The following is a 16,608-nucleotide window of genomic DNA, read 5'->3' as shown; positions in this document are numbered from 1 at the left end:
TTCGTCGTCATCGGGTAAGAATCGAACGATGGGACTCGAATATTCAAGCGTGGTGGATGCGCCGCGCGAGGACGTGTTCGCCTGGTACGCACGCCCGGGCGCCTTCGAGCGGCTGTCGCCCCCATGGTCGCCGATGCGATTGGTCACCGAGGCGGCCTCACTCGAAGACGGAAGGGCCGAACTCGCCCTGCCGGGTGGGCTGCGCTGGGTGGCCCAGCACCAGGCCGACGGCTACGACCCGCCACGGCGGTTCGTCGACTCCATCGGCAGTGACGGGCTGGCCTCGCTGCCCGCCCGCGTCGCCGTGCGGTGGCGACACATCCACGAATTCGAAGACCTCGGCGACAACCGGACCGAGGTGATCGACCGCGTCCAGACTCCGGTGCCCGGCGCCGCTTTGCGGCCCATGTTCGTCTATCGGCACCGCCAGCTGGCCGACGATTTGGCGGCTCATCGGCTGGCGGCCCGGCGCGGGCTCAACCCGCTGACCGTGGCGGTCACCGGGTCGTCGGGACTGGTCGGGTCGGCGCTGTGCGCGTTCCTGAGTACCGGCGGCCATCGCGTCCTGCGACTCGTCCGCCACCGGGCGCGTGGCGACGACGAACGACAGTGGAATCCCGACGACCCCAACCCGGATCTGTTGACCGGGGTCGACGCGGTGATCCATCTGGCCGGCGCATCGATCGCCGGGCGGTTCACCGAAGAACACCGGAAAGCGGTGCACGACAGCAGGATTGGTCCAACCCGTCGGCTGGCCGAACTGGTGGCGAGCATAACCGCCGGCCCCCCGATGCTGATCTCGGCTTCGGCCATTGGCTACTACGGATACGACCGCGACGACGAGAACCTCACCGAGGCAAGCGAGCGTGGCGACGGATTTCTGGCCGACGTCGTCGCGGACTGGGAGGATGCGACCGCGCCGGCCGCCCAGGCCGGGGCGCGGGTGGTGCAGGTGCGCACCGGCATCGTGCAATCGCCCCGCGGCGGCACACTGAAACTGATGCGTCCGCTGTTCAGCGCCGGTCTCGGTGGCCGGCTCGGCAATGGCCGGCAGTGGTTGTCCTGGATAGGGATCGACGACCTGATCGATGTTTATCACCGGGCACTGTGGGACACCAAGCTTTCTGGTCCGGTGAATGCTGTTGCGCCGCAACCGGTTCGCAACAGTGAGTACACCCGCACGCTGGCCCACGTGCTGCGGCGGCCCGCGGTACTGCCGGTTCCGCCGCTGGGGCCGCGAATCTTGCTCGGCGAGCAGGGGGCCCGGGAACTCGCCCTGGCCAATCAGCGGGTTGCGCCAGAGAAGCTGGACCGCGCCGGGCACCGCTTCCGCCAACCCGAGCTGGACGGCGCCCTACGCCACCTGCTCGGTCGCGAAACTGTGCGCAATTAGGACTCGCGGCGTGCCGCGAACAGCCCGGAGAACCGGCCTTCCCGGCTGCGCTGGTAAGCCCGGCCACGAAGATCGGCAAGCCAGCCCGGATACAGCGTCACGCCGGGCGCGGTATTAAGGACGGGATCGAACGAGACATCCGCGCGCCCCGCGTCGACGAGATCGGACACGTGCAGCCGTGCCAACGGTGTGAAATCACCTCTGCCCCCGGCCTGGTCCAGGGTGACATCGATTCCGCCGGACTGGATCCGGCCGGCCACGTCCGTGAGGGACAGGCCGGTGCCACCGATCTCGGTATCGATGCGGGCGCGCAACCACCAGGGCCTTTCCCGGTAGCGCAGGGGCATGAGATTGGTCATCGTCTGCCCAGTCCACGATGCGACCGGCCGCAACGCCACCGCACGCGTCACTACTCCGGAACCGGCCGAGACGAGCAGAATGTCCCACAGTCCGGCGCGTGGCTGCGGGTCCGCGATGCGGATGGCCAAGCCGATGAAATCGGGGAGAGACCCGGGTGTGCCCACGGCCTTAGACCAGCGCACGACAACGTCACCCGACGGGAATGGCAGACCGCATTGGGCCGGTGCGACCCGCTCCGCGTGGCCTTTGGCCAGTACCCCGGCGGGATGAAAGAACCGGCGACCGCGCACCGCCGATCCCAATCGGAACGGCAGCGCGACAACGTCGGAAACACTCACCGGCGGACTCCTTTTTTCGGTTGTTAGAAACATCTAAGGAACCACACAAACAGTGCCTGAGCTGTGCGAATAACGCCCTGCGGTGCGTGTGATTGCCGTGTCGCTGCAGGTACCCGGCCTAAAGCCGATCAAACCCGTAGGGTGGGGGATGCGCTCGGTCGTTCAATAATTTAATGTTTAAGCAGATGAACCAGAACTCATATGCAACTGACCGGTGGACAGACCTCGCCCTAGAACCGTCAGTCGCCCGTTTGTTGTCTCGTCGAAGGGGTACCAACGCGTGAATCTGAGCCGTTCGCAACAGCGGCCGACCAACCGTGCTGGGGGTGCTTCGGTGGGCACGGTGCGTTCGTTTCCGCAAGTACGACCGGTCGAAGCGCTGCCGTCGATTGCTCTACTGCCACCCCAGCCGGGTCAACTGCGAGCGTGGCGGACCGGCCTGAGAGAAGCCGTCCTCGCCGAGCTGACGCGGTTCGTCGCCGTGCGCTGCGCCGACGACTTGGCCCCCTCCGGCGTCGACGTCGCCGGCGATGTTTTGCTGGAATTCGTCACAGACGGAAAATGCCTGCGTTCGACGTTCATGTATCTGGGCTGGCTGTGTGGCGCAGGGCCGGACAGCGCGGCGCTGTCGGCGACAGCCAGTCTAGAGTTGCTGCAGGCGTTCGCCTTACTGCAGGACGACGTGATGGACTGTTCGCCGTCGCGGCGCGGCCGTCCGGCGGCGCACGTCCAGTTCGCCGACTGGCATCGACAGCGCGGCCTTGCCGGTTCGTCGCTGCGGTTCGGTGAATCCGCGGCGATCTTGCTCGGCGACCTGTGCCTGGTCTGGGCCGAACAGATGCTTCGCGACAGCGGGCTGGCGGCCGAGCCGCTGCAGCGCGCCTGGCCGCGCTACGACGCCATGCGTACCGAGCTGGCGGTAGGCCAATTCGCCGACCTGGCAACCGATCTGCGCGATCTGCCGACGATGGATTCGGTCCTGCGGGTGGCCCGGATGAAGTCCGGCAACTACACGGTACGACGACCGTTGGAGATCGGTGCGGCGATGGCGGGCTGCGACGAACGGGTATTGACCAGCCTTGGCCAGTACGGTGCGGCCATCGGCGAGGCGTTCCAGTTGCGCGACGACATCCTCGGCGTCTTCGGCTCTCCCACCGTCACGGGCAAGCCCAACGGGGGCGATCTCAGCGAACGCAAAGCGACCAGCGTCGTGGTGGCTGCTTACCAACTCGCCGATGCCGCCACCCGACGGCAGTTCAGCGAGCTGATGAATTGCGAGTGCCTTGACGAGGCCGCGGTGGAATACTGGCGCAACATGATCTTGGCCACCGGGGCGGTGCAATTCATCGAGGGTTTGATCGATGACAGCGTCGCCACCGCGTGTAACGCCCTAACCGGTGGATCGATCGACGATCTGATCATGAGCGCACTGGTCGACATGGCCAGCGTCTGCACCAGGCGGGCCGCGTGAGCGCACGAAGCGACCGCGTCGTCGTGGTCGGAGCCGGATTCGCGGGCCTGTCGGCAGCGTTGCATCTGGCCGGACGGGGCCGCGAGGTCACGGTGGTCGAGCGTGAGGCTTGGCCGGGTGGACGAGCGGGCCGACTCGACGTCGGCGGCTATCGGATCGACACCGGGCCGACGGTGCTCACCATGCCCGACATCATCGACGAGCCGTTTGCCGCGGTCGGTAAAGACCGCTCGGAATTCGTCGACCTGATGCCGATCGACCCGGCCTACCGAGCCATGTTCGCCGACGGCAGCAGCATCGACGTCCACACCGACGCCGTGGCGATGACCGCGGCGATACGCGAGTTCGCCGGCCCACAGCAGGCGTCGGGCTACCTACAGCTACGCGACTGGCTGGATCGCCTGTACCGCACGGAATTCGACGGCTTCATCGGATCCAACTTCAACTCTCCACTGTCCCTGGTGAACCGCAGGCTGGTGCAACTCGCGGCGATGGGCGGGTTCCGGCGGTGGGAAACCATGGTCCGGCGTCACATCAGTGACCCGCGGCTACGGCGGATTTTCACCTTTCAGTCCCTGTATGCCGGCGTCGCGCCACAGCAGGCGCTGGCCGTGTACGCGGTGATCGCCTACATGGACACGGTCGCCGGCGTCTTCTTCACCCGCGGCGGCGTCCGCGCGCTGCCCGACGCCCTCGCGTCGGCCGCCATCGGGGCCGGAGTCCAGTTTCGTTACGGGTCAACGGTTTCTGCGCTGGACCGCGACGGTGAGCAGGTCACCGCGGTGCGCACCGCCGACGGCGATCGCATTGAGTGCGACGCGATCGTCCTGACCACCGAACTGCCGCTTACCTATCAGCTGTTGGGCCGGCGACCACGCCGGCTATTGCCGCCACGCCCGGCCCCGTCCGCGGTGGTCATGCATGTGGGTTGTCACGCCGCCGCTGCGGCTCAACAAGCGCACCACACCATACTTTTCGGCGAGTCCTGGGAGCAGACGTTCACCGACATCATCCGCGACGGACGCACCATGCGAGACCCGTCCTTGCTGGTGACTCGGCCCACCGTCAGCGACCCTGGTCTGGCCCCCGACGGACGCGATCTGCTCTATGTGTTGGCTCCGGCGCCGAACCTGGCGCACGGACCCATCGACTGGGCGCGCCGCGGTCCCGCATACGCGGACACCCTGCTGGATACGGTGCAGGAACGCCTGCTGCCCGGGCTGCGCGACAGCGCCGAAATCCTCGGCGTCGTCACCCCCGAAGATTGGGCACGTCAAGGCATGGCGGCCGGCACCCCGTTCGCGCTGGCCCACACCTTCGCCCAGACCGGTCCTTTCCGGCCCGCCAACACCGTGCGCGGAATCGCGAACGCCGTGCTGGCCGGCTCGTCGACGGTGCCCGGCGTGGGTGTGCCCACCACGCTGATCTCCGGGCGGCTGGCTGCCGACCGGATTACCGGGGTTGCCATCGAAAAGAACCGGACCGCAACAGTTCTCGATATGAAGGCGCCGCTGCGATGATCCGCACCGAATTGGATGCAGCCGGAGTCGACGACCCGCGGCTTCGGCTCGCCTATCGCCAGTGCCGGAAGATCGCGGCCAACAACGGCCGCACCTACTTCTTGGCGACGCGCCTGCTGGCGCCGGATCAGCGTCCGGCTGTCCACGCGTTGTACGGCTTCGCCCGCCACGCCGACGACATCCTCGATGAGTTCGACGCGGCCCTGGACGCGCAGGCGCGCGCAGAGCGGCTGCAGCGGCTGTCCGATCGGTTTTTCTCGGCCGACCCGCATGAGGATGAACCCGTTCTCGTCGCGGTCAACCACACCATCGCTCGCTACGGCATCGCCGCGGATCTGTTCGAGGACTTCCTCGCCTCCATGCGGATGGATCTCACCGTCACCGACTACCCGAACCGTGACGCACTGGATGTCTACATGCGCGGCTCCGCGGAAGTCATTGGATTGCAGATGCTTCCGATACTCGGCATAGTCGGGGACCCGACAGAGGCAGCGTCATGTGCGGCGGCCCTGGGCCGCTCCTTTCAACTCACCAACTTCTTGCGCGACGTCGACGAGGATCTGCAGCGAAACCGGGTCTATCTGCCCGCCGACGAACTCGCCAGTCACGGTGTCGATCGCGACCTGCTGATGTGGTGTCACAGCCACCGCCAAACCGATCCGCGCGTGCGCGCGGCACTGGCGGCGCAGCACGACATCACCCGCAACATCTATCGTTACGCCGCCAATGGGATCTCGCTGCTGGCACCCAGGTCCCGGCCCTGCGTCGCGACCGCGTTGACGCTCTATTCCGAGATCCTGGACCGCATTGAAGAAACCGACTTCTCGGTATTCGCCGGCCGGGCGACGGTCGGGATGCCACGACGACTCCAGGTCGCCGCGAAGGGACTGCTGTGGTCCTGGCGGCTCCGGTTCGCCGAGTCCGGCGCCGACACCGAACACCGGAAGCGCGGTGGCGTGTGAGCGACCGTTGGCAGTACCTGATCGTGCTGGGGTTGTGCCTGGCGATCACGGCGCCGCTGGAGCTGTTTAGGCCCGGCGTCTACCGCCAGCCGCTGCGCCTGCTGCGCGCGGTGCTCCCGGTTGCCGCCGTGTTCCTGGTGTGGGACGCGGTCGCGATCGCCGCCGGGGTCTGGACGTACAACGCGGCCTACCTCAGCGGCATGCACATTCCGTTTCGCATCCCGGTGGAAGAGTTGCTGTTCTTCGTGGTGATTCCGTTGTGCGCCTTGCTGACCTACAACGCGGTCACCGCCATGCTGGGGCGAGGCCGGCGCCGATGATCGGCCTGGGCTACACCGTGCCCGCCGTCGTGTCGGTGCTGGCGGTGATCGGGCTGGAGTTCGCCCTGCTGCATACCGGGCTGTTCAGGCGACTCGCCTATTGGTTGTCGATGGTGATCGTGCTCGGTTTCCAAGTACCGGTCGACGGCTGGCTGACCAAACGCAGCGCGCCTATCGTGTTGTACAACGACCGCGACACCAGCGGGATTCGGTTCCCGTTCGACATCCCGATCGAGGATTTCCTGTTCGGGTTCGCCATGGTCACGGCCGTATTATTGCTCTGGGAGTACCAGCGTGCGCATAGATGACAGGGGTCTGCCCCGCGACGACGTGCCGACGGCGTTCAACGTCGGCGCGCACGCCTATGACCGATTGGTCGGAGCCAACCCGGGCTACCACTCAGCCCTGGAGCTGTCCGCACACCGTATGCAACTTCCCGGCCGCGGCCGGGGTCTGCGATTGCTGGACGCGGGTTGCGGTACCGGTGCATCCACGGCGGCGCTGCTGAAGGTCGCGCCCGAAGCCGAGATCGTCGCGGTGGACGCGGCGAACGGAATGCTGGACGCCGCAAGGAAAAAGCGATGGCCGCCATCCGTGCGGTTTGTGCTTTCGCGCGTCGAAACGCTCGGTGAGCACGGTGTCGACGGACCATTCGACGGCATCCTGGCGGCATATCTGCTGCGAAACCTCGCCGATCCCGACGCTGCGCTGTCAGCGTTTCGAGACCTGCTGCGTCCGGGCGGCACTCTGGTGGCGCACGAGTACTCGGTGCGTGATTCGCTTGTGGCGCGGTGGATTTGGCATGCGGTATGTTGGGGCATCATCATTCCCGCTGGCGGCTTGCAAACGCGCGACACTGTGCTGTACCGCCACCTGTGGCGCAGCGTGCTGACCTTCGACGGGGCCGCGCGGTTCCAGCTCCGGATGCGTGACGCGGGTTTCACCTCGGTGCGCAGCGACACGGTCCCCGGCTGGCAACGCAACATCGTCCACACCTTCCGGGGGGATGCGCCGCAATGACCGACCGCCGCCGCCACCTTCACCCGGCACCGCCGGGGTTGCCCGACGCACGGGCACTGCCGTCGCCGCCCCGTGCCGTGGTCGTCGGAGCGGGCATCGCCGGCCTGACTGCCGCTGCCGGCCTGGCCGAACGCGGTGTCACCGTCGACATCGTCGAACGCGAAGGCTACCTGGGCGGCCGGGTCGGCGGCTGGACCGAGCCTGGAGAACCTCAGCCGGGCAACGACTTTGCGATGAACCGCGGGTTTCACGCGTTCTTCCGACAGTACTACAACCTGCGCGCACTGCTGCGCCGCGTCGATCCACAACTGCGGATGCTCGTCGGCGTCGACGACTATCCGTTGGTTGACGGCGCGGGCCGGCGTGACACCTTCGAAGGGTTGCCGCGAACACCGCCGTGGAATGCGCTCGCATTCGCCTTGCGCAGCCCGACTTTTCGACTCGGCGACCTGGCCCGCATCGATGCTCGCACCGCGGCACCGCTGGCTGCGGTCTCGGTGCCCGACATCTACTGGCAGCTCGACCACATCGACGCCGAATCATTCCTGAAAAGCCTCAACTTCCCGGAGTCGGCGCGTCACCTCGCGTTCGAGGTGTTCTCGCGCAGCTTCTTCGCGGCGCCCGACCAGTTGTCGGCCGCGGAACTGGCGACGATGTTCCACATCTACTTCCTGGGTTCCAATGAAGGTCTGCTCTTCGACGTTGCGAACGCGAACTTCAATGTGAGCCTGTGGGATCCGCTGCGGGAATACCTGGAAGATCGGGGCGTTCGGGTGCACCTCGGAACAGAGGTTCGCCGCGTTGCCCCCGGCGCGAACAGCTGCCTGCGGGTGGAGACGAATTCGGCCGAGCGGTTCGACGCCGATGCCGTGGTACTCGCACTCGACACGCGCGGTCTGCAGCAAGTCGTGGCCGCGTCCCCAGGCCTCGGAGACGACGAGTGGTACAGCAGGATTCGCGAATTACGGACCGCGCCGCCATTCGTGGTTCATCGCCTCTGGCTGGACCGGCCGGTGGACCCGGCGCGAGCGCCCTTCCTCGGCACCGCCGGCCATCCCCCGTTGGACAACATCAGCGTGCTCGAGCGTTATGAGCGCGAAGCGGCCGAATGGACCCGCCGCACCGGCGGCTCCGTTGTCGAATTACATTCGTATGCAATCGATAGCGATACCCCGCAGGAAGCGGCGATTGGACAGCTGCACCGAATGTACCCCGAGACCGCAACTGCGCGAGTGGTGCGCGAACGTGTGCTGCGCCGAAGCGATTGCCCCCTGTTCGCCCCCGGCACCTATGCGCGCCGGCCGACCGTCACCACACCACAACCCGCCCTGATGCTGGCCGGTGACGGTGTTCGGGTGGATCTGCCTGTCGCACTGATGGAGCGGGCCGCCACGACCGGCTGGGTGGCCGCTAACCGGCTGCTCGCGAGATGGGGACTGGCCGGCCACGAGCTGTGCACGGTTCCGATCCGTGGCCGGTCGAGGTTGCTTCGGTCGCTGGCCGAACGGCAAGGACGCTCGCTATGAACGTCCGCGACCAGCTACGCCGCCGGCTGCCGAAAGACTGGCCGGTCGAGATCATGCCGCGCAGCCCGTGGTCCGAGCAGCGACCGACCTACCGCGACGCGAACCCGGCCCTCATCGAGGCCGCCTTGGCTCGGTCCCAGTCCAGGCCGACCGGTAACTGGTACGCATTTGCCGCAAGCGCAGACATCCGGCGCGATCGCCCGCTCGGCGCGTGCGTCGCGGGCATCGAGCTCGTCGCCTGGCGCGACAAAGACGACCGACTGTGCGTCGGGCCGGCGGGCTGTCCACATCTGGGCGCCGACCTTTCGACCGGGGTGGTGCGCGAGGGTGTGTTGTTCTGTCGGTGGCACGGCCTGGCGCTGGACGGCCAGACATGCGAAATGCGTTGGCGGCCCTATCCCAGTCATGACGATGGCGTGCTGGCCTGGGTACGCCTCGACTCCGTCGGCGGCGAGGCACCACTGGACGCGCCGAACATCCCTACCCGACCGACCGGCGAAACGGTGCACACCGTCGCTCACCTGGTCGGCCACTGCGAGCCGGCCGACATCATCGCCAACCGGCTCGACCCCTGGCACGGCGCATGGTTTCACCCTTACTCGTTCACCGAGCTGGAGGTGCTCACCGCCCCGACGGAGCAGGACGACCGCTTCATCGTCGCGGTCACGTTCCGGATGGGCCCAATCGGCGTTCCGGTGATAGCGGAATTCACCAGCCCGGAGGCCCGCACCGTCGTGATGCGCATCGTCGAAGGCGAAGGAACCGGCAGCGTCGTGGAAACTCACGCCACGCCGCTGGGCCCGGGGCCGGATGGACGTCCGCGGGTTGCCGTCATTGAAGCCGTCGTCGCGCATTCGGAGCGACCGGGATTCCGATTTGCCGGGCGTGCGGCGCCGATCATCACCCGCCTGGTGCGCTTCGCCACCAAGCGGCTGTGGCGCGACGACATCGATTACGCCGAACGCCGATATCGGATCCGCTCCGGCAGCTGACCGCGATTTCAGCGGCGTTCGCCCGGTAGCCGAACCCGGCCCGCGACCGACAGAAAGGCGACAGGTATTGACCGACAAGGGCCACGACCCGACCCGAGCCTGACGCTTTTCCCTCGACCGCTCCGCTAGGTTCACCTCTGACGCGCCTGCTCGAGTCGTTCTCGGCAAAGCGCGCGGATACCCTGGTGTAACTAGTGAAGGATCCGGTAAGTGACCAACAGCCGCGCGCATGACCCGCAACTCAGCCGTGCTGAGCTGGAGAGATCGCTGTCGGCCGATCTGCGGGCCATGACCGCGCGATCCGACCGGGTTGGCCGTCATTTCGCGCGCATGAACGAAGTCAGCAGTAGCGACTTCCACGCGCTGCTGCACATCATGGTCGCCGAGACGGCCGGGGAGCCGTTGACGTTGGCGCAGCTACGGCAGCGAATGGACGTGTCCCCCGCGGCGATCACCTATCTCGTCGATCGGATGATCGAAGCCGGACATATCCGGCGTGAACCCGACCCGAAGGACCGGCGCAAGTGGCTATTGCGCTACGAGGTCACCGGTATGACCATGGCCCATTCCTTCTTCAAACCTCTCGGTGCGCATTTCACCACCGCGATGGCCGATCTCAGCGACGACGACTTGATGGCCGCGCACCGTGTCTTCACCGCGATGATCACGGCGATGTCGACGTTCGAGGAGGAAGTCCTCACCTCGGTGCCTAACTCGTCTGCGAACTCCGAACCCGCGGAGCCGCACCGGCGTCAGGGCCCTGCGCAGTAAGCCGTGCGGTGCCCAACAAGCGTTGCTCGATCAGGTCGGCACCGCGTGCCACGCCCCCGGTAGCGGCGAAACCCGCGGCCACCCGGCGCGCACCATCGGTCATCGCCGACGCCCTGCGGACCGCTTCGGCGAGCCGGGTGGGTGTCAGCCTTCTAGCCGGCAGCCGGGTGCCGCACCGCGCTACCTGAACGCGGCGGGCGACCTCAGCCTGATCGCGCCCGAAAGGCACGGCGCAGACCGGCACACCCCGGCTGAGCGCCTTCACCGTGGCCCCCATCCCCGCGTGCGTCACCGCGCAGATCGCACGGTCGAGTATCACGCTGTGCTGCACGAATTGGCACACGGTGGCGTTGGTTGTCCGCGGCAGCTCCGCGGGCACCCCGGCCGGGAAGGTGGCGACTACGTGGACGGGCTGATCGGCCAACGCGCGCAACGCCATCTGCCCCAGCTTGGCGTCGGCCTGCGGGATCGAGGACGTGCTCACCAATACGATCGGATCGTCGATGGCCGATAGCCACTCGGGCACCACCGCCGGGGTGGGCTCGAAAAAACACGCACCAAGGAAATGCACCGAGTCGTCCCAATCGGGGTGCGGATATTCGAAGGGTTCACCCCCCACCGCCAACAGCAGCGGCGCGCGTCTCATCAGTTCGTCCACCGAGCCGACCGGGCTCACCTCCAACGCTACCCGAATCGGGTTGACGCTCTTCAGTATCCGGCGATCGAAGAGATGGTGGACCATTGGACGTACCTGTGCGTCGCGGATGCGTCCGGCCAAACCACTCATGGGCCGGAAACCGGGGCCGAACGGCGGGGCTGCGCGTGAACTCAAGTACGGCGTAAAGGGGGAAAACACCAGCCACCCAACGCCACTGGCCTCGGCAGCCGAGATAGCCCCCCAGCAGTTGGCGTCGACGATGATCACGTCGGGTGCCACGGACTCGATAGCACGGCGCAGGTCGTCGACTTCAACGACTGCCCGCCGGCACAGCACGTCGATGGTGGACTTCAACATCCCAAAGGGGTTGGTGGCCAGCCGGTCCTGCCCGGTGATCGCCTCAATCCGCGGATCGACGGGCTCGGCGCGAAATCCGATGGCCGCCATGGCTTGCACCTGCGCGGCTTGGGTGCGCAGGTGCACCTGATGGCCGCGCGCCGCCATTTCCCGCAGCAGCGCGGCCAGCGGATACACGTGGCCTAGCGCGGGCGACCCGTACGCAAGAACTCGCGCCTGCCTCACGGGACTGTGCTCACGCCGATCTGTCGGATTGCACCCAGATCTTGTGCACCGCATCCGTGCAGGCATATTCGCATCTCGTCGATGAATCCCTGCAGGAAGTCTGTTACCGCAGAGGCTGATTCGACGGCAGCCGACAGCAGCGGGCGAGCAACGGCCACGACGTCGGCACCCAGACACAGCGCTTTGACGGCATCGGTGCCGGTTCGTATTCCACCGGAGGCGACCAACGGTATGTCCGGCAGGGCCGCACGCACCTCGCGCACCGCCTGCGCGGTGGGTATGCCCCAGTCCGCCAGATCTGGATAGCGCAGCTCGCCGTAACGGACGAATTGCTCCACGCGCGACCATGATGTGCCGCCCGCGCCCGCCACATCAATGGCCGCCACCGGCGCCGCACCGGTGGGCCGTAGCAGTTCGGCGATCGCTGTGGCGCCGATCCCGTGGCCGACCTCCTTCAACAGTACGGGGTAGCCGAGCTTATCGGTGAGGTCATGGAGTCGGTCCAGTGAACCGGCAAAGTCGGTATCGCCGTTGTCCTGCATTGCCTCCTGCAACGGATTCGTGTGCACGGCAAGGGCATTCGCCCCCACCCGGTCAAGTGCTTGCGCGATGTCGCCTATCGTATCCTTGGTGAACTGCGACAGCCCGATGTTGCCGAACAGCAGCACGTCTGGTGCCACGTCACGCACGGTGAAGCTGGGGGCGGCACGTTCGCCCAACGCGCTCTCGAGCATGATCCGCTGTGACCCCAGCATCATCCCGAGGCCGAGTTTCTGCGCCGCTGCGGCCAGATGCCGATTGATGGTGCCCGACAACTGCGCGCCGCCGGTCATCGCGCCCAGCAGCACGGGCGCCCGCAACCGCACCCCGAGAAATTCGGTGGACAAGTCGATGTCGTCGAGGTTGGTCTGGGTCAAGGCGTTGTAGGGCAACGTGTAGCGTTCCAAACCGGTCGTCGTGCCCTGATACCCGACGTCATCGTGCAGACAAACGTCGATGTGCCGGCGTTTACGTGTGGTCAATTCAGCGCGGTCGGCCGTCATTGTTATCCGGTCCGCTTGACCGGCACCGCAATTTCATTGCGCCGCAACGGCGGAACTGTCCACGGCGGATCGTAGAACCACGCTGCGGGCTCATCGGTGGCTTTGAATCCGTTGTCGCGCAACGTATTGAACAACTCAGCGGTCTGCGCGGCAACAGCGCGGGCACTTCGGCTGCCGGAGAACCGACGTACCGCCATCGTCTCCGGCGGCACGCTGACCAGCCTGACTTCCGCGTCGTCGGGCACCGGCAACGACTCCAGCGTCTTGTCGGCAGGCATGAAGAACCGGATCACCCATTCCTGGTCGCCGGCTCGGACTTGGGCCACCGGTGCAGTCATGGCTATCTTCTCGCCTTTGCCGGTGCGCTGTTCAACCGGTGCCGTCATGGCGATCTTCTGGCTGTCGCGGTTGGCACCGAATATGTACCGGGCAAGCCGCCGGAAGCCCGCGTTGCGGGCACTCTCTTCGTCGGCTCGCACCGTTGTTTCCGCGGCGATCCGTGCACCGTAGCGGCGGATTTCCACGTTCTCAGTCAGCTTCTCGACGCTATGGTCGGGCTCCTCGGTGCCGTGACGGTACCCGACCACCGAACCCGCCGCCTCGAGCAGCTGCCCGACCATGCTTGCTATCGACCCGAACACAGCAACCTCACTCATTTGGAATACACGCCAGCCTATCGGAAGATGGGTTTTAGTTAAATACTTGAATGTTTCAGTTACTTAACGTAATCTCGGCATCGATCGCCGCCACCGAAGCCGCGGGAACCAACGGTTGGAGGTCACACTCGCCTTGGGATCCGCCGCCCGTCAGAAATCGCTGAAGTCATCGCGCGGCATGGGGCGCGTGCTCGCCCGCCGGCGCCCGCCGAGGGAAGATGCAGGCCGCGGCCCCCTGGCGCGAGCGGCGCGATTGTGCGTGAAACACCCCAAGCGAGTTATCGCAATAGCGCTGTTAGTCCTGTTGGCCACCACCGTATTTGGCCTGCCCGCTGCCAACAGCCTGTCGGCCGGCGGATTCATGGACCCAACTTCCGAATCGGCGCGCGGCGCGGCAATAATCGCCGGAAAGTTCAATCAGGGTGAGCTCGAACTCATTCTGTTGGTGAGTTCGCCCAACGGCGCCCGGGACGGCTCAGCAAGGACGGTCGGGACCGAGATCGTCGGGCAACTTGTGAAATCTCCGTTCGTATCTCAGGTGGCATCCCCGTGGGACTCCCGACCTGCGCCCGGCTTACTCACCGCGGACGGAAACACCGCGATGATCCTCGTCGCTCTCAACGGGGATGAGAACAGCGCTCCCAAGCGTGCCCAGTCACTCGCAGAGCGTTACGTAGGTGACCGGCAAGGAGTGACGGTGCGGGCGGGTGGATCGGCATTGGTGTTTGAACAGATCAACCAGCAGACCGCAAAAGACCTGCTGCGAATGGAAGTCATCGCGATACCGCTGAGTTTCATCGCGCTGGTCTGGGTGTTCGGCGGGATACCGGCCGCGGCACTACCGATGGCCGTCGGCGCTTTGGCGATCGCGGGTTCACTCGCGGTATTGCGCGCGATCGCGTTGCTGACGAACGTATCGGTCTTTGCCCTCAACGTGACGGTGGCACTGGCGTTCGCCCTGGCCATCGACTACACGTTGCTGATTATCAGCCGCTACCGCGACGAGCGTGCGGACGGGGTGGGTCCCGACGAGGCGTTGGTGAAAACCGTGACCACGGCCGGCCGGACCGTGTTGTTCTCGGCGAGCACGGTGGCGCTGGCACTGGCTGCTACGGCACTGTTCCCGATGTATTTCCTCAAGTCCTTCGCCTACGCCGGGACGGCAGTGGTCGTGTTCGCCGCCGTGGCGGCGGTGGTGGTGGCGCCCGCAGCGATCGCGCTGATCGGAGACCGGCTCGACGCGCTGAACGTCTGGCAATGGGGTCGTCGGCTCCTCCCTCGCCCGTCAGCACAACGGGGGGTGCAACAGAGCTTCTGGTACCGAACCGCGAAATTGGTTATGCGTCGCGCGATCCCAGTTGGGATGGCCCTCACGGCAGTCTTGCTGGTGCTCGGTGCGCCGTTCCTCGGCGTCAGATGGGGCTATCCCGACGACCGAGTACTGCCGAGATCGTCGACGGCCCGAATCGTCAACGATCGAGTCCGTACCGAATTCGGCACAAATTCAGAGACCCGAGTGAAGGTCGTCTTTCCCGAATCCGACGGTCTGACAACGACCGAGCTGGACAACTACGCGATGCGGCTGTCCCGAGTCACCGATGTCTCTGCGGTGTCCTCTCCGACCGGAACCTTCGTCGCCGGTGAGGCCAAGGGTCCGCCGTCGGCTCCGGCCGGGATCGCGGGGGGCAGCGCGTACCTGACCGTTGAAAGCACGGCACCGCTTTTCACACGAGCGTCAGAGGCACAACTGGCTCGCTTGCACGCGGTCGTCCCGCCGCAAGACCGACGTGTCCTGATCACCGGTCTGGCACAAACGAATCGTGATTGCATCGACGGCATCACCTCCCGGCTGCCGTTCGTGTTCGCGTTCATCGCCGTCGTCACAATGTTGCTGATCTTCCTGCTTACCGGCAGCGTGATACTTCCGGTCAAGGCGGTGCTACTCAACGTGCTGTCGCTGACCGCGACGTTCGGTGCCTTGGTGTGGATCTTTCAAGACGGCCACCTGGGGGCGGCAGGAACCACGTCGACGGGCACGCTGGCGGTCAACGTCCCGGTGCTGATGTTCTGCATCGCCTTCGGATTGTCGATGGACTACGAGGTCTTTCTGCTTGCCCGGATCCGCGAGTATTGGCTCAGCTCACCGCGCACGCGGACGGACAACGACGAAAGTATCGCCCTGGGTCTGGCGCGCACGGGCCGGATCATCACCGCCGCGGCGCTGCTGATGTCGATCTCTTTCGCGGCGCTGATCTCCGCCGGGGTGTCCTTCATGCGGATGTTCGGTTTGGGACTGACGATCGCCGTCTTGATGGACGCGACTGTGGTGCGCGTGCTACTCGTGCCGGCATTCATGCATGTGCTTGGCGGCCTGAACTGGTGGGCCCCCGCGCCGCTGGCACGATGGCACGATCGCACCTTCGGCGACCGTGCGGCGCGGCTAGGGCTGGGCTGAGCCCAACTCACCCTGGAAGTGGCGCATTGCCGCGATAACTGCCGTGAAGACCCGATGTGCCGCAGCCAAATCCGCATCAGGTAAGTCATCGAGCGCCGCACGAGTATGGATGCCCAAGGGGCTGAAGAACGAGCGGGCGGTCGCCATACCGGGATCGGAGTACCGCAGGATGACCTTGCGACGATCGTTTGCGTCCGAATCTCGGGTGATGTGACCGGAGTTGATCATGCGCTCGACCAGGTAGGTGATGGCCGCCGCGGACAAGCCCATCCGTTGGCCCAACTCCCCCGATGTCAGTGGCGCCCCGGAAGTCTCGGCCACCAGGATGTGCAAAAGGGCGCGAAAGTCATTGGGATGCAACCGGTGTACCGCCGCGAACACTCGACCCATCTGGTCGGACTCTGCGCTGAGGGTACGTGCGTCGGCCGCAATCAGTGCTTCGAGCCGAACACGTTCGGGGGAGCCCTCGTTGGGGTACATCAGAATCGCAGCATAGCGCTTTCCTACCAAGAATGTTAAGTTGATTAATGATTAATCGACT

The 16,608-nt window shown here is 65.9% G+C and carries 16 protein-coding genes; 11 read left to right on the top strand and 5 right to left on the bottom strand.

Features of this window, described 5'->3' with window-relative positions:
• Positions 1-28: 28 nt before the first annotated feature.
• Positions 29-1,393: a TIGR01777 family oxidoreductase gene (locus MAAFP003_RS07955; protein ID WP_096285884.1), complete on the top strand. Its 1,365-nt coding sequence runs from the start codon at positions 29-31 to the stop codon at positions 1,391-1,393.
• On the opposite strand, the gene MAAFP003_RS07950 is transcribed toward MAAFP003_RS07955, so the two are convergent.
• On the bottom strand, positions 1,390-2,124 hold the full coding sequence (locus MAAFP003_RS07950) for a catalase family protein (RefSeq protein ID WP_423790864.1): 735 nt from the start codon (positions 2,122-2,124) through the stop codon (positions 1,390-1,392). The two genes, MAAFP003_RS07955 and MAAFP003_RS07950, sit on opposite strands and share 4 nt — an antisense overlap.
• Positions 2,125-2,470: 346 nt before the next feature.
• Between MAAFP003_RS07950 and MAAFP003_RS07945 the strand changes: the two genes are divergently transcribed.
• From MAAFP003_RS07945 to MAAFP003_RS07905, 9 genes are all read left to right on the top strand, one after another.
• Positions 2,471-3,562, top strand: coding sequence for a polyprenyl synthetase family protein (locus MAAFP003_RS07945; RefSeq protein ID WP_096290965.1), 1,092 nt, complete (start codon positions 2,471-2,473; stop codon positions 3,560-3,562).
• A complete protein-coding gene (gene crtI / locus MAAFP003_RS07940; protein ID WP_096285880.1) occupies positions 3,559-5,082 on the top strand; it encodes a phytoene desaturase family protein in 1,524 nt (507 codons plus the stop codon). Before MAAFP003_RS07945 ends, crtI begins: the two co-directional genes overlap by 4 nt.
• Positions 5,079-6,044, top strand: coding sequence for a phytoene/squalene synthase family protein (locus MAAFP003_RS07935; protein ID WP_096285878.1), 966 nt, complete (start codon positions 5,079-5,081; stop codon positions 6,042-6,044). The genes crtI and MAAFP003_RS07935 overlap by 4 nt, the downstream gene beginning before the upstream one ends.
• Positions 6,041-6,364 carry a lycopene cyclase domain-containing protein gene (locus MAAFP003_RS07930; protein WP_096285876.1) on the top strand — a complete coding sequence of 108 codons (324 nt, stop codon included), beginning with the start codon at positions 6,041-6,043 and terminating at the stop codon, positions 6,362-6,364. Before MAAFP003_RS07935 ends, MAAFP003_RS07930 begins: the two co-directional genes overlap by 4 nt.
• Positions 6,361-6,672, top strand: coding sequence for a lycopene cyclase domain-containing protein (locus MAAFP003_RS07925; RefSeq protein WP_096285874.1), 312 nt, complete (start codon positions 6,361-6,363; stop codon positions 6,670-6,672). The genes MAAFP003_RS07930 and MAAFP003_RS07925 overlap by 4 nt, the downstream gene beginning before the upstream one ends.
• Positions 6,659-7,384: a class I SAM-dependent methyltransferase gene (locus tag MAAFP003_RS07920; protein ID WP_096285872.1), complete on the top strand. Its 726-nt coding sequence runs from the start codon at positions 6,659-6,661 to the stop codon at positions 7,382-7,384. The genes MAAFP003_RS07925 and MAAFP003_RS07920 overlap by 14 nt, the downstream gene beginning before the upstream one ends.
• The gene (locus MAAFP003_RS07915) at positions 7,381-8,910 is read left to right on the top strand and encodes an FAD-dependent oxidoreductase (RefSeq protein WP_096285870.1); all 1,530 of its coding nucleotides are present in this window, start codon (positions 7,381-7,383) and stop codon (positions 8,908-8,910) included. The genes MAAFP003_RS07920 and MAAFP003_RS07915 overlap by 4 nt, the downstream gene beginning before the upstream one ends.
• Positions 8,907-9,902, top strand: a complete 996-nt coding sequence (locus MAAFP003_RS07910; protein ID WP_096285868.1) for a DUF5914 domain-containing protein — start codon at positions 8,907-8,909, stop codon at positions 9,900-9,902. Before MAAFP003_RS07915 ends, MAAFP003_RS07910 begins: the two co-directional genes overlap by 4 nt.
• Positions 9,903-10,112: 210 nt before the next feature.
• Positions 10,113-10,673: a MarR family winged helix-turn-helix transcriptional regulator gene (locus MAAFP003_RS07905; RefSeq protein ID WP_207768482.1), complete on the top strand. Its 561-nt coding sequence runs from the start codon at positions 10,113-10,115 to the stop codon at positions 10,671-10,673.
• On the opposite strand, the gene MAAFP003_RS07900 is transcribed toward MAAFP003_RS07905, so the two are convergent.
• Genes MAAFP003_RS07900 through MAAFP003_RS07890 form a run of 3 tightly spaced genes read right to left on the bottom strand, consistent with a single transcriptional unit; the run spans position 10,612 to position 13,612 of the window.
• The gene (locus MAAFP003_RS07900; protein ID WP_243393822.1) at positions 10,612-11,913 is read right to left on the bottom strand and encodes a glycosyltransferase; all 1,302 of its coding nucleotides are present in this window, start codon (positions 11,911-11,913) and stop codon (positions 10,612-10,614) included. The genes MAAFP003_RS07905 and MAAFP003_RS07900 overlap by 62 nt on opposite strands.
• Entirely contained in the window at positions 11,910-12,956 is a 1,047-nt protein-coding gene (gene fni / locus MAAFP003_RS07895) for a type 2 isopentenyl-diphosphate Delta-isomerase (protein ID WP_096285864.1), read from the bottom strand. Before fni ends, MAAFP003_RS07900 begins: the two co-directional genes overlap by 4 nt.
• A gap of 2 nt (positions 12,957-12,958) precedes the next feature.
• Positions 12,959-13,612, bottom strand: a complete 654-nt coding sequence (locus MAAFP003_RS07890; protein ID WP_096285862.1) for an SOUL family heme-binding protein — start codon at positions 13,610-13,612, stop codon at positions 12,959-12,961.
• Positions 13,613-13,790: 178 nt separating this feature from the next.
• On the opposite strand from MAAFP003_RS07890, the gene MAAFP003_RS07885 reads away from it, so the two are divergent.
• The gene (locus MAAFP003_RS07885) at positions 13,791-16,067 is read left to right on the top strand and encodes an MMPL family transporter (protein ID WP_096290963.1); all 2,277 of its coding nucleotides are present in this window, start codon (positions 13,791-13,793) and stop codon (positions 16,065-16,067) included.
• Here MAAFP003_RS07885 and MAAFP003_RS07880 read toward each other — a convergent pair.
• Positions 16,053-16,547 carry a MarR family winged helix-turn-helix transcriptional regulator gene (locus MAAFP003_RS07880; RefSeq protein ID WP_096285861.1) on the bottom strand — a complete coding sequence of 165 codons (495 nt, stop codon included), beginning with the start codon at positions 16,545-16,547 and terminating at the stop codon, positions 16,053-16,055. The genes MAAFP003_RS07885 and MAAFP003_RS07880 overlap by 15 nt on opposite strands.
• Positions 16,548-16,608: the final 61 nt, after the last annotated feature.

The sequence above is a fragment of the Mycobacterium ahvazicum genome (assembly GCF_900176255.2).
Taxonomy (GTDB): domain Bacteria; phylum Actinomycetota; class Actinomycetes; order Mycobacteriales; family Mycobacteriaceae; genus Mycobacterium; species Mycobacterium ahvazicum.
Note: the sequence above shows the minus strand (reverse complement) of the source record. Positions and strands in the feature narration are given on the sequence as shown.